Annotated in this window: 10 protein-coding genes; 4 read left to right on the forward strand and 6 right to left on the reverse strand. The window is 40.0% G+C overall.

Annotation, left to right across the window (positions count from 1 at the left end):
• Window position 1: 1 nt before the first annotated feature.
• From CLV32_RS10215 to CLV32_RS10225, 3 genes are all read right to left on the reverse strand, one after another.
• Window positions 2-1693: a sodium:solute symporter family protein gene (locus CLV32_RS10215; protein ID WP_243732280.1), complete on the reverse strand. Its 1692-nt coding sequence runs from the start codon at window positions 1691-1693 to the stop codon at window positions 2-4.
• Window positions 1687-3987, reverse strand: coding sequence for an FAD-dependent oxidoreductase (locus CLV32_RS10220; protein WP_133555044.1), 2301 nt, complete (start codon window positions 3985-3987; stop codon window positions 1687-1689). The genes CLV32_RS10215 and CLV32_RS10220 overlap by 7 nt, the downstream gene beginning before the upstream one ends.
• Window positions 3988-4231: 244 nt before the next feature.
• Complete coding sequence (locus CLV32_RS10225; protein WP_133555046.1) at window positions 4232-5257, reverse strand: LacI family DNA-binding transcriptional regulator; 1026 nt, start codon at window positions 5255-5257, stop codon at window positions 4232-4234.
• A gap of 233 nt (window positions 5258-5490) precedes the next feature.
• Between CLV32_RS10225 and CLV32_RS10230 the strand changes: the two genes are divergently transcribed.
• Together CLV32_RS10230 and CLV32_RS10235 are read left to right on the forward strand one after the other, a co-directional pair.
• Window positions 5491-7371 carry a CocE/NonD family hydrolase gene (locus CLV32_RS10230; protein WP_133555048.1) on the forward strand — a complete coding sequence of 627 codons (1881 nt, stop codon included), beginning with the start codon at window positions 5491-5493 and terminating at the stop codon, window positions 7369-7371.
• Window positions 7372-7482: 111 nt separating this feature from the next.
• Window positions 7483-8586, forward strand: coding sequence for a hypothetical protein (locus CLV32_RS10235; protein ID WP_133555050.1), 1104 nt, complete (start codon window positions 7483-7485; stop codon window positions 8584-8586).
• 9 nt (window positions 8587-8595) lie between these two features.
• Here CLV32_RS10235 and CLV32_RS10240 read toward each other — a convergent pair whose 3' ends face one another.
• The 3 genes from CLV32_RS10240 to CLV32_RS10250 all read right to left on the reverse strand — a co-directional run bounded on the left by CLV32_RS10240 (window position 8596) and on the right by CLV32_RS10250 (window position 11154).
• Window positions 8596-9123, reverse strand: coding sequence for a hypothetical protein (locus CLV32_RS10240; protein ID WP_133555052.1), 528 nt, complete (start codon window positions 9121-9123; stop codon window positions 8596-8598).
• 85 nt (window positions 9124-9208) lie between these two features.
• A complete protein-coding gene (locus tag CLV32_RS10245; RefSeq protein WP_133555054.1) occupies window positions 9209-10252 on the reverse strand; it encodes an MraY family glycosyltransferase in 1044 nt (347 codons plus the stop codon).
• A gap of 158 nt (window positions 10253-10410) precedes the next feature.
• Window positions 10411-11154 (reverse strand): glycosyltransferase family 2 protein, encoded by a 744-nt coding sequence (locus CLV32_RS10250; RefSeq protein WP_166641924.1) that lies wholly within the window; start codon window positions 11152-11154, stop codon window positions 10411-10413.
• Window positions 11155-11242: 88 nt separating this feature from the next.
• Here CLV32_RS10250 and CLV32_RS10255 point away from each other — a divergent pair, with 88 nt between their 5' ends.
• Together CLV32_RS10255 and CLV32_RS10260 are read left to right on the forward strand one after the other, a co-directional pair.
• Window positions 11243-12040, forward strand: coding sequence for a polysaccharide biosynthesis/export family protein (locus tag CLV32_RS10255; RefSeq protein ID WP_133555058.1), 798 nt, complete (start codon window positions 11243-11245; stop codon window positions 12038-12040).
• The gene (locus CLV32_RS10260) at window positions 12040-14460 is read left to right on the forward strand and encodes a polysaccharide biosynthesis tyrosine autokinase (RefSeq protein ID WP_133555060.1); all 2421 of its coding nucleotides are present in this window, start codon (window positions 12040-12042) and stop codon (window positions 14458-14460) included. Before CLV32_RS10255 ends, CLV32_RS10260 begins: the two co-directional genes overlap by 1 nt.
• Window position 14461: the final 1 nt, after the last annotated feature.

Raw genomic sequence — 14461 nt, forward strand, 5'->3', positions numbered from 1 at the left:
ATTAAGCTTTAATAGTTTTGTTATTCACGGTTGCTTTATAAATAGCCATGGCTGAAATAAAAATCACCGCGCCTACACCAATTATCACGTTTGAGTAACCTTCCGCTAAAATGCCGAGACAAACAATTCCTATCCCGACAACCGCCATGGATATTGCAATTACCCGGATACCGAATATATTTTGCTTTTCGGCAGCAAAATGTGCGTTCTTATTATCTTCCCGATTTTGCTTGACCAGGCGTAGTTGCTCTTCGGCCATTTCAATAAACTTTCCAGAAACAAAACCACGATTTCGATAGTAGATTTCGAAGATGCAGAGCAAAACAATTGGGATACCCACTCCTAAGATTGTTTCTATGGTACGGTTTAATTTTAAATCAAGGAGGGATGGAGAAATAACTTTGAAAAACAAGTTAATTACCAGCGAACTGACGGTCACCGTTACCACAGATAAGCCTGTTTGTCTTTTTGAAAAGAGCGTCCAAATGACCGGGGCAAACAAGGCACCACCGGCAATGGAGGCGGTGCTTAAAACAACTTCAACAATTCCACCTGCGCTAGGAATCCACATGGCGACCAGGATTGTTAACACACCAAATATCAACGTAAATAAACGGGCCATCCAGATTACCTGTTTTTCTGATGCCGAGGGGCGCATTAGATTTTTATAAATATCCTGAGCGAACACCGTAGCAGCCATATTAATCGTGGTGTTTGCCTTACTTGATGTGGCTGAAACCATACCTGCCAAAACCAACCCGATTAAACCTGCAGGCATTACTTGTTGTATCAGCATCATGTAAGCATCTTCAGTTTGCAAGCCTTGTAGATTAGGATTGATGATCCGGTAAATCATCGGTGGCAACATCCAAATAATCGGGCATATGAAGTAGAGCACTGTAAAAATGCCAGCTACTTTTTTTGAATTTTTCTCATCTTTCACACTGGTATAACGTTGTACATATGACCAGTTTCCACCAATATAAAAAGTTTGATAAACGATGAAGGCAAGCATAAACCCAAAGGTGTAATCTTCATTAAAAGCCTCAAAAAAATGTGCTGGTGCTTTTGTAATCAGATTATTTACACCGCCTATTTGAGCAAAAGCTATAGGAATAACGATTACAACAGCGGCCGAAAGGATTACAAACTGAACAACATCTGTAACCAGCACTGCCCAGAGTCCTCCGGCTGCTGTATAGAGAACGATAATAAGTCCGATGATTAAAATACAGGTATTTATGGGTAAATCAGTTGCTACATGAATCATTTTTCCAACTGGATAAAGCACCGCGGCAGTAGTAAAAAGGCTTAAAAGCAACGTCATATATGTATAAAACTGCTTTTCTTTATCCCCAAAACGCTTACCGATAAATTCGGCTGCCGTGGCGACGCCAGTTTTTTTCCACTTGGCGGCAATAAATAGCGTTACGATTAACCCACTTATCGCCATCGTTAATTGGATAGCATTGGCAACCAATCCAAACTTATAAGCTATAGATCCCCAAACGACAAAAGTACCAGCTGAAAAATAACTAATGAATAAGGACAAGCCATTTATCCACCATGGTGTTTCGCCACCTGCTTCGAAAAAGGCCTGACCATTTTTACTTGCAACACGGGTAAAAGTCAATCCGATTGCAAAAATCAGTAGGGCAAAGATGCCCATTACTATAAAATCCAGTCTTACCATATTATATTATTTTGATCGGCATAGCAACGGACAGCAAATAACGCTGCTGGAATGTTTCCTGATGGATGCTGGAGCTCAATAGTTAAATTTTTAGTTAAAACTCCTTTTTCAAAAAGAATCTGATTACGCGTTTGATAGTTGTTCTTTTGTTCAAAGATGGTATCGCCAGCATCGTTTTTGACTACATAGTCCCTCACACAGAAAGGCATTACATTTTCGGGATGTGTCATCAATACAGATTCCATGGGATGATCAAAATCACTATCGAACCAAAGATCAATTTTTTTGATGACTTGCGGCGTTTCCCAGGTTAAATTGACAGCCGGTTGTGGATCGTTGATCTCGGCAACCCATGCGTTTGGCTGAGAAACTGGTCTGTCAATGCCATTTAGCAGGTTTTCAACACCATAAACACGTTGTTTTTCTGAAACAGCAATTGCAAAATTTTGCCCATTCGGGCGACGTTGCGGGCACCAGAATTCAAATTCATCCACCCCCGTTCCTTCGGGTGGCACTTGTTTTCCATTGTTAGAAACAGCTTTGTTTTTTGAATTAAATAAGGATAAAATCCCCGATAAACGTTGTTCCGTGCAGCCGATCTCAGCGTCTGAATTACCGCCGAACATCAGATATACATAATCGTCAGCCTCTATCTCGACATCAAAACTTATATCGACTACTTGTTTTCCTTTTTTTATTGGGATATTTTCTTCTGCAAGTGTGACGTCTGGTGTGAAATTTCCTTTTTTGGAGGACATTCTCAGTTCAACCTTAAGCTCAGTATCATCCAGTGCATGTATGTGAACCGAAAAGACCGGCAATATGCCCGCCTTTAAAGGAAACATTTGTGCTGAGGGAACCACTAACGATTTCCATAAGTCTACCCGCTCAAAACCTTTCAATTGATATTCACTTGACGCGGTCAATATTGCCTGAAGAGCGAGATCCTGATCATCTGATAAGGAGAATTCCGGAATATGTTGCCCCTCTCTCATTAAGTTTTGTTGAAATTTTTGAAGGTTTTCTCCAGTGAGCAAATCTCTTGGTTGGAGTTGGCCTTGAATGCACATCGCTGCGGCCATTCCCGCAGCCTGACCTATATATCCGCATGTAGCCATTACACGTGTGGCGCCGAATGTTACGTGACTAACGCTAATTATACGGCCGGCCAGAAATAAGTTAGTAATATTTTTGCTGTAGATTGAACGGTATGGAATTTGAAAAATCCCTTTACTGTGCCACTGGTTACATCCTGGGCGTTCGCTAAACACTCCGTCGGCGGGGTGCAAATCGATTGACCAACCACCAAAAGCGATGGCATCTTTATGACTACGTTGCTCAACTAAATCATGTTGAGTCATCATGTAATCACCCTCAAATCTTCGGCTCTCCCTTTTTCCCGGTATTGTACCTACCCATTCCAGGGTCAGATTTTCCGCTTCCGGAAATTGCCCTGAATTTTTAATATAATTCCATACACCGTAAACAACTTTCCAAAGTTCCCATTTTATTTTTTCAGTGTCGTGAACGGTATCTAATCGTCCACCAAATTCTACCCACCATAACTTACAGCCAAATTCATTTGCATTAAAATTACGGAACCTTGGAATCTGAGTAATATCAGTTAAAGCAAATGATGGCGGAATAAATTTTACCGGCTTACCTGTATCCTTACTATAAAAATATAACGAGTGTCCTAAAAGTTCACCGTATTCCTCTGTTGGTGCCATTCCCTCGTTAAATTCTTCTTTATGCTCTGCGCCCATTCTGAAAGCAGCTCCAGAGAGGAAGCCTACGATTCCGTCACCCGTTGCATCACAAAAAAGGGGCGCAGACAAACGGTAAGAAGTCGAATTCTGGCTACAAAACGCCTGAATAGATTCAATTGTATCCTGGTCTTTTTTTTCTATATCATAAATCGCGGTATTGAGTAACAACTGAATGTTCGGTTCTTGTATTACTTTGTCCAATAAGATCATATCCAAGATCACTGGATTTCCCTCAGGATTACGAAAGGTATTCTCCACCAAAAGTTCATCTACAACACCACCCTCTCTTGCCCATCGGTTATTATTGCCCATATGAGAAGTTGCACCCAAGATCCAAAGGCGAACTTCACTGGAAGAGTTACCTCCAAGAACTGGTCGATCTTGAACTAAAACAACCTTCGCCCCTTGTCTGGCAGCCGTAATGGCACTGCAAACACCAGATAAACCTCCGCCGGCAACAATCAGATCAGCCGACAGATCGACCTGATTTAAATATCTTTTTAAAGATGGTTCTTCTATTTTCATGAAATATCTTTCGAAATGCAAGAAGCCGCATTTGGTTAGGCAGCATCTTGCAGTAATTTTTTAAATGATTTCGAAGATATTTATATTTTAAGTGCTGACTAGCGAGAGTAGATGCTAAAAAATCATGGGAGCGTTCCCGAAAATTGGGAACGTTCCCTTTATCAGGTATGCTATTTTTTCCCAAAAATTTAGCTTATTGGAATATGCATTGACCAAATAAATCATTCAAAGCCCTGGCTTGGTTTTAATTTCCTTTTACTGTAGAATTTCGAATAATCAGTTCCGCATCAAGTGTTCTGATTAACGGCTTCCATTCCGAAATATCTTTATCCATTAATCCCAAAAGAAGCTCCATAGCATTTCGCCCAATTTCGAGAACAGGTTGAGCAACTGTGGTAAGACTTGGTTCAATAAAGCTTGATCCATAATTGTCACTAAATCCGACAACGGCTACATCTTCAGGAATCCGTTTCCCCAATTGTTTTAAAACCTGAATAGCCTCAATTGCAGTTGGATCATTTACAGCAAATAATGCATCAGCAGGATTATCTAACTCAACCAAATGTTTAACATACATTTTTACTTTGTTAAGCGTTAAATCGTAGCCTATAATCAGCTCTTCATCTACAGGAATATTGTGTTTCTTTAACGCGTCCAGATAGCCATTCATTCTTTTACGGCTAATCACAAGAGAATTCGGCCCGGCTAAATGCGCAATCCTACGTTTTCCAATGTTTATCAAATGTTCCACAGCTTTAAATGCTGCATCATAGTCATTAACTACCACTTTCGGCACGGTCATTTCTTCGCATACACGATTAAAGAACACAACGGGGATGCGCTTGCGAATAAATGCTTTCCAATGGTCGTAGTTTAGGGTTTCTTTAGTAAGCGAGACCATTACACCATCCACACGATTGGCTAACATCACTTTGGAGTTTGCTACTTCAGTTTCATAGCTTTCATTGCATTGGGAAATCAACACACTGTAACCCTGTCTTGCTGCCTCTTCCTGGGCACCTACTACTACTTGCGGAAAAAATGAGGTAATAAACTCTGGCAATATAATTCCAATGGTTTTAGTTTTATTCGTAATCAAACTGATAGAAAGCATATTGCGCTGATAATCTAACTTTTCAGCAAGTTCCAAAACCCGGGCTCTGGTTTCAGTTTTCACACTCGGATGTCCGGTAAGCGCTCTTGAAACGGTAGATTTAGATATTTTAAGCTCGTTGGCAATATCAACTATTGTTGTCTGGTTACTTTTCATATTTGGTTTACGCTCAAAAATATCGCATTATACAACTAGCGATGGTGCAACTAGGCATTGCAATTTGGCTACAAGTAAAGAAATTTTATTTAAAGTACAAAAACTCATTAATGCCTTGGATCTACTGATTAGATTCGATAGTTATCCGATATATGCTCGCAAAACGAACCTCAAAAGAACAAGTTGCCTATAAATTTTCTTAATATTGAGTTATCAAACTGAAATTCACAACCATGATTAAAAAACTAACCTTATTTATTCAGCTTTTGGCCTGTAGCAGTGTGCTGTTTGCACAACGCGGGGCTGCGCCTGATCCGTATGTCAAAGATCACTTCACTAAAAAGGAACTTTACATCACCATGCGTGATGGGACGAAGCTATTTACGGCTATTTATAGTCCGAAAGATGCTTCTAAGGATAAAAAATATCCGGTAATTATGCAGCGAACATGCTACAGCATAGCACCATACGGCGAGGATAAATTCCCTGCGAAACTGGGGCCTTCAGAAATCATCATGAAAGAAGGTTATATCTTCGTTTACCAGGATGTACGTGGCCGGTATAAAAGTGAAGGCGTATTTACCAACATGACGCCCGTTATCGACGATAAAAAAAGTAAAAAAGACGTTGATGAAGGTTCAGACACTTATGACACAATTGACTGGCTAGTTAAAAATGTTAACGGCAATAATGGAAAAGTTGGACAGTGGGGTATCTCCTATCCAGGTTTCTACACTGCCGCAGGCATCTTGTCTAACCATCCTGCGTTAAAAGCATCTTCTCCACAGGCGCCGATTTCGGATTTCTTCTTTGATGATTTCCACCATAATGGATCTTTCCTGGAAAGCTATATTTTCACTTTTCCAGTATTTGGCGTTCAGAAAACAGACACTACCAGCAAAGCATGGTATAGCAGCCAGAACATCAAGCCAACTACAAAAGACGGCTATCAGTTCTTGCTGGATGTTGGGCCACTGAAGAACTTCGACCAATGGTACAAGGATAATTTCTTTTGGCAGGAAACCATGAACCACCCGAGTTATGATGAATTCTGGCAAAAAAGAAGCTTGCCAAAGCACTACAAAAAAGTAATGCCTGCGGTGATGCTTGTTGGTGGATGGTATGACGCAGAAGATTTGACCGGTCCCTTAGCAATCCATCGTGCAATTGCAAAATCAGATCCGAATGCATACAACACTATTGTTATGGGTCCATTTGGTCATGGAAGATGGTCTAGAGAAACAGGGCATACTTTACATAGCAATGTATATTTTGGCGATAGCATAGCTACCTTTTATCAAAAAAATATTGAAGCAAAGTTTTTCAACCATTTCCTAAAAGGGAAGGGTGATAAAAACTCAGGACTACCAAATGCCTATATGTATGATACAGGCAAAAAGGTTTGGCAAACATTTGACCAATGGCCGGCTGCCGCGGCCACGCATGAAAAACTATATTTAAACGCGGATGGCGTATTGAGCTTTGGCAAACCTAATGGTTCTGGATCGAGTTCTTTTGTTAGTGATCCATTGAAACCGGTTCCATATACCGAAGACAATACTACTACCGAAGGTTTTACACCACATAATTATATGAGTGAAGATCAGCGTTTCGCCGGTCGCAGGCCAGACGTATTAACTTTCCAATCGGCAGTACTTACCGAAGATATTACCCTTGGTGGTGAAATCATGTCTAAATTGCAGGTAGCTACAACAGGTACTGATGCAGACTGGATTGTAAAGTTGATCGACGTTTATCCTGGCGACGAGCCTAATCATCCTTACCTGCCCAACAAAAACATCCTGATGAGTAATTATTGGCAGATGGTGCGTTCGGAAATTATGCCGGGGCGTTTCCGCAATAGTTTCGAGAAGCCTGAGGCCTTTGTTGCCAATCAAAAAACGGCAGTTAACTTTAGTTTACAGGATGTATTACACACGTTCAAAAAAGGCCATAAGATTATGATCCAGGTTCAAAGCACAGCCTTTCCGTTGTTCGCACGCAACCCTCAGAAATTTGTTCCAAATCCATATAAAGCTGAGGCTTCGGACTACATTAAAGCAACACATACGGTATTTGGCGACAGTTTTATTGACGTAGAAGTACTCAAATAGATTTCATTTATTGATGAAAAGGCGCAAATGGATTAATCACCTTTGCGCCTTTTTTATGGGCTATCGGCGCGGTATTTGCATATAAACTGTAATCCCTAATTTTAATTTATCATGAAACACACGCTCTTAATCCTACTGGTCTGTTTAACATTTGCCGGATTTTCGCAAACCACGAAAGTCGTAATTACCGATATTAAACCCGCTTACCAGGGCAATAAATTCCCTGTTGTAAAATCGCCCGAACATCCAAAGATTGCCGAAAAAATAAACACATTTTTACAAATGAAATATCTGGATCATGTACCTGGTATTTTCAAGAAACATCCATTTGAAAATGTGATGTACGAACCTGATGCCAAGCGGAGTTACGTCTTTTTTTTTGAGTGGCGGCGGCTGAAAACCCCAAATAACCTGCTGAGTATCGAAATCTATGGTGAGTCTACAGGGGCTTATCCCGAGGCATTTACGGCTTACGAGAATTTTGACCTCCAAACAGGAGATCCAATATTGCTCAACAACATTTTCAACGAATCCGGGGCGCTGTCTATGGAAAAAATCCTGAACCAACGGATAAAGAAAGAGATTACTGACTATGTTGTGGAGATAAAAGCGACTATTAAAGAAAACAAAAAGAGTACTCAAGATGACACCGATCAATTGGACATGTACAATGAATGCCTGGATGGAATTGAAAACAATAACATGGAGTATTATTCTTTCTATTTGGAGAAGGATAGCATCACATTTGTGAGGGGCCGGTGTTCCAATCACGCTTTAATGGCCATCGATGAGTTGGGAACATTTTATGAACGGTTCTCGATAAAACAACTATCAGGATATCTTTCCAGTTCGGGCAAAAAGATTATAAACGGTAGTACAGAAGATAAGCTTGCCGATACACCAGCAGGTAAGCTTTTTAAAGGGTTTATCAACAAAAAATATGCGATTACGATGCTCATTGAAAAAATTTATCCAGACGGATCTTTATCCGCCAAATATTGGTATGATAAATATAAACAACCTATAGAATTGAGTGGAAACTTTAAAAATGGCCGTTTGAAACTCAGTGAAGAGGAATTGCATGAAACAACTGTTCCAGCAGTTAGCGTAAAAGCTGAGATCTCAGCAAACTGGATTAATAATAAAAGTATTTTAGGCACCTGGAAAAATATCCACACCAATCAGGTTTCCACTCTTGAACTCTCAACTTATTAACAATCACTTTTATTTGACTTTAAGCACCCACAAATCTGCATTGCGCTTATTTATTGAAGAAGGCATGGCTTCGCTTTGTCGAAAAAATTCTTTTTCAGTATATGTTTTAAGGGTATGGTAATCAGGATCCATAATTTCAAGCTTAAAATCTGTGAGAAAGGCTGTATCTCCGGTCTCCAGTGGGAGTTGAAATACTGCAGTCTGGTTTTCTGATGATTTGCCGACATATAAAGTATCGCTTGTCCCCTTTTTCTCATCTGCAATTTTATAGCTATAAGAAAGTACGGCATATTTTGAGGCATCACTGGTATTGATAATATGAAGTTTTTTGACATCTGGTGCCCTGTTCCTCCCACGATCTCCTCCGTCACCATAATTCCAGCCGATATACATGATTACAGCAAAGACCACAATAACAGTTACGATAACCCCGAGGGTGTAGATTAATTTTGTCCGCAGCGGTTTTTCCCGGAAACCAAGACTAACTAAAATAAAAATGCCAATACAGGTGCCGAGAAGATATAAATAGTCCATCATAGTTATCGTCAGAACGTTGAAACGTAGCTGATAAACAAAGTGACAGTGTATTTGTTGCAGCTATTTGCCTAAGACAGCAAACAGTTTATAGAATCCCTTTTCTAAAATTGATCGTATCTTTGAACAAAATATCGGAGATTTTGTAATGACGGTATTTCTTTCTGCCTTTCTTGTAAGTCAGCAACACGTTAAACAACACACAAATTGTAATCATCACGCTGATTAGTCCGAAATTCCCCATATTTTGCATGTATACCGCGAACACAATCATGATGATATTGAACGCGGCAAGAATCAACACCGTTTGATTTGTTGAGAAGCCGTGCTGTTTTAACCGATGGTGTATGTGGTTATTATCACCTAAAAAAGGAGAAACGCCTTTCAAAATACGAATAGTAAAGATTCTCAATGAATCGAACACGGGCACAATCAGGATGGCAACTGCAACGGCCGGTCCGGCTGTGAAATCAGGGTTACTAACATAGTTAAATCTGTTAAGCTCAATAAAACGGATAGCGAGTACAACGGAAACCAATCCTATGATCAAGGCCCCAGTGTCGCCCATAAATATCTTAGCAGGCGCATGATTGTAAACAAGAAATCCAGCGATGGCTCCTACAAGCGAGAAGGCGACAAATGCAGAAGTATAATCCCTGCAAACTACAAATGATATCCCAAAAGTGAGGTTAACGATGATGCCTATGGTACTGGAAAGCCCATCTATGCCGTCAATCAGATTAAAGGCATTGTTAATAAAAATAATCACGGCAATAGTAAAGATTGAGCCCCAGAACGGGTTCATATCTGTAATACCAAATACGCCATACATACTACTGAGGCGATATCCACCGAAAGTCACCAGAATAAGCGCAACAATAAACTGAAGACCAAATTTAGTGCTTACGTTAACGCCATATATATCATCTTTCAGGCCAACGCCAAATAGGATCAGACAGGCTATGATTAAAAAATTAGGGGTAGTGGTATTTAGCAATGTTGCAAACATGAGGAGGGTGATCATAAATCCACAGAATATCGCTATCCCCCCCAATCTCGATATTTCTCCAGCGTGATCCTTTCTATAAAAATCTTTTTGGTCGTATAATTTGTAGCGATCAGATATATGCATAACAGAGGGAATAGCCACGGCTGTAATGAAAAATGACAGACCGACTATCCCTAAAAACTGTAAATTAATTCCTGTTAAAAATTCCAAATTATGTGCCTTTAAACCGCTGTATGGGTAAAATAACATATAATAATATTACCAGCCAAATCTCAAAACCTTCAGGAATACTGCGTTATTTTCCTGATTTTTTTACAGAACAAAATGAACAAAGGAAATCGGAAACCGGTATTTACAATTGCCTTATAATCATTAATAAAAGCTAAATATAGTTTCCTAAAAGAACCATTACTTAAACCACCGGTTCTCATATTTACCAGTAACTTATCGATGAAAACAGCTTTAATTTGATGCTTATACAGAAATCTAAGTATGAGCTCGTAATCGGACGCAGTTCCATAATCCAGGGAATACCCACCAAATTGCTCAAAACAGCTTTTTTTGACAAATAACGTCGGATGCGCAGGCATCCAGCCAGTTTTAAAATCTCTCCTGTTAAAAGGATTCGAAATCCACTTTCTGGTAATTTGCGCGATATCGTCACGTTTCACGTAATTCAAGTTGCCAAATACTGCATCTGCTTGTTGCGATTGAATATATTGAACAACATGAACAAGAATATCAGTGTTTGCAAAAAGGTCGTCTGAATTCAGGATTCCGATAATATCTCCTGTGGCCAGTGCAATTCCCTTGTTCAATGCATCATACATGCCCTGATCGGGCTCAGAACGTAAAACATCAATTTGGGATGCGTATTTGTTGATGATGTCAACGGTATTATCTGTCGAATTTCCATCGATGACGATGTACTCAATATCTACATTTTTCTGAGAAATGACAGATTGAATGCAATCCTCAATGTATTCCTGAGCGTTGTAAACGGCTGTCACGATACTTACTTTCATAGAAAAATAATAGATTTGTATAGAGAAATCCCACAAAATAAGCGAAACTCGCATACATTAACAATAGTAACCCATTTACAACGCATTGATGATTACAGGCAAAGCAGCAATCTTCTGGTACCTCTCCGCATTTTCAGTGATTCTCTTTTTTGCACAGGGTTGCTCCTACAAAGGCAGAAACGCCATTCTAAAAACTCCCTTCGATACTGATACTGTTAAAAATGTCTATGTGGTTAATGATAAGACAAGCACAGAGGGCTATTATAATAAGATTCAACCCGAAGATGAACTTGCAATCAGCAACCTGCAGGATATTTCGCTTCTTGTAAAAGGGAATTCTGAGGCGAATAATCAGGGCAATAGTTCATACACTACATTTCGGGTTAAAGCAAATGGGTCGGTACTCTTACCTATTATTGGCGATGTTAAAGTTTCAGGTCTAAATCGGCTTGAGGCGGCTGCTGAAATACAGAAAGCTTATGAGACTAAAGAGCTTAAAAAGCCGTTGATCGATGTGCGGATAAGTAATCAGTATGTACTGCTGATGGGAGATGTTGGCAGACAGGGCAAGTTTGTGATCACCCGAGAAGATTACGAGCTGATTGATTTGTTGGGTGATGCTGGCGGACTGCTACCCACTGCCAATAAAAGAATGGTAAAGATATTTCGAGGCGACAGGGCAAATCCAGAGATTATCATTGTAAATATGGAGGATTATGCGTTTCTTAAAAACAATAAACTGAAACTGCAATCTAAAGATATCATTTACGTAGAACCCAAACGTGTCGTAGCCAATTCACAGAATGTGCAGGCTTATTCTACTTTATTACAAGTTGGACTCGTTGCGATTAGCACAATACTGTTGATCATTAATTTATCTAAATAATGGTAAACCAAGGTATACCTAAAGCCCCTCCGGGCTTAAATACGCAACAGGAAATTAATTACGGAAAGATTATTCAAATCATTCTGAGCAGGTGGTATTGGATTGTAAGTACCGTTGCCATTGCCCTACTGATTGCCTACATTAACCTTTGGTATACGCCAGCTACATTTGCGACTGGTGCCTCGCTTAAGTTTGAAGAAAAACGTTCTGAGATATCGGAATTGTTAAACGTCCGGAATGTGTATGACCGTACAAATAAGATGCAGTCGGAGCAGTTTGTCATCAGATCTAAAGATGTGTTAACGAATGCTGTTCGTGAATTGGATTATCACATTTCATTTTATTTAAAAGGCAGGGTTAGGACCTTCGAGACTTATCCTGACAAGCCACTGGATATCGTAGTAGTTGAACAGGACTCCACAAACATTAATAAAACCTCCTTTCAGTATGAGTCTAAGTCGGCAAACTCATTTTTACTAAGTTTCAACGACGGTAGAAAGAAAGTATCCCATGTATATAAAACCGGGGAGCTGATTTCGGCTGGGAATTTGAAATTCAAAATCTTAAACAGCTTATACACTAAAGGAGATGATGGTGTTTACCTATTTCACTTTAACGCACCTGAAGATTTTGTTGGCAGAGTAAACGGTGGACTATCGATGAGTGAAAACAAAAGCACCAATATCCTTACCCTTACACAAGTTGATCAGAACCCTTATTTTGCTGCAGATATATTAAATGCAATCCTTGTACAATATGTTAAGTATGACAGGATCCAACGCACGGTATCTGCCACTCAAACAATTAATTTTATTGATACACTGCAGCGTAACATGTCGTTGGTAGTGAAGGCATCTGGCAACAACTTTGAGAAATTCAAGATCAATGCAAAGATGCTTGATATCAGTGGCCCATCTACGCAGGTAACTAAACAACTTGAGGAACTTGAAAAGGAAAAAAGCGAGCTCCAGTTACAGCGTTTAATGATTGATCAGCTGGAACGCGATATCGTTAATAACAACAATGTAAATGCGATTAACTACAACCTTCAGGGCATTACCGATCCACTTTTAGGCGGTTTAGTAGGTCAGTACAACGCCTTGTTGCTTAAGAAACAGGAGGCATTGATTACCTACAAACCTACTTCTACGGCGGTACAGGAAATAGAAAAGCAGATGCTCACGGTCAAGTCTGCATTTGTAAGCAATGTAAAGGGACAGCGTGAAAAGAATAAACGGGCGATTGATTACGTGAATCAGCAAACCGGTGCGATCAGGCAAAGTTTCAATACCATCCCTAAGGCAGAGAAAGATTTCATCAATCTGCAATCTGATTTTGAGGTAAATCAAAAGGTCTACGCATATCTATCTGAGAAGAAACTCGAAGCTCAGATCAGCAAGGCGGCGGTAACACCGGGAGCGGTTATTGTTGACAAAGCTGCATATAACAACGTACCGATCTCCCCTATTCCAAAAAGCGCTTATACAACAGCTCTGATGTTCGGCTTACTTTCTGGAATTGGATTGATTTTTCTGGTGCGGTTAATGAACCCATTTATATTTGACAAGGAAACCATTGAAAGTCTGACCAACATCCCGATTATCGGGATCATCAGAAAATACCCTTCAAAGGTGGATGAAAATAATAGAGAAATACTCTCGATCAAAAACCCGAAGTCGTTGTTTGCAGAATCTGTTCGTTCAGTACGGACTAACATTTCATTCCTGGCACCTGATAAAAAAAGTAAGGTAATTTGCATAACCTCAGAGATTTCTGGAGAAGGTAAATCTTTTACATCTGTAAATCTGGCCAGCACGCTGAGTCTGATCGAGAAAAAAGTAATCATCATCGCCGCTGATTTAAGAAAGTCAAAGTTGCACCATACATTTAAGACCAGTAACCTCCAGGGACTGAGTAATTATTTATCGGGACATACCAGTCTTGAAAAGGTCACTTTTCCGACTGAGGTAGAAAATCTGGATTTTATCCCGGCAGGCCCGGTCCCTCCCAATCCGTCCGAACTATTGTATTCGCAGGTGATGCAGGATTTACTGGAAGAACTGAGAACAAAGTACGACTACATCATTATCGATTCGGCACCGGTCGGACTTGTTTCAGATGGAATTCCACTGATCAGGTTATCCGACATCAACATCTTCGTAATCAGATCCGGGGTTTCCAGATACTACGCCGCCTCCGTTCCTGAACGGTTGTCTAAAGAGTTCAGTCTATCCAACATCTCCATTATCCTGAATGCGTTTGATAATGACATTTTGCATAGCAGGTATTACTCTACAAACTATACGACGAGTAACTACGCCAATTATTATTATTACTCCGACCAGTCGGGATATACATATAACAACGATTATTTCTCTGGCGAGCAACAGAAGCAGTGGTGGCAATTTTGGAAGAAATAGG

Origin of the sequence: Pedobacter duraquae, from assembly GCF_004362245.1 — a bacterium.
GTDB classification, from domain to species: Bacteria; Bacteroidota; Bacteroidia; order Sphingobacteriales; family Sphingobacteriaceae; genus Pedobacter; species Pedobacter duraquae.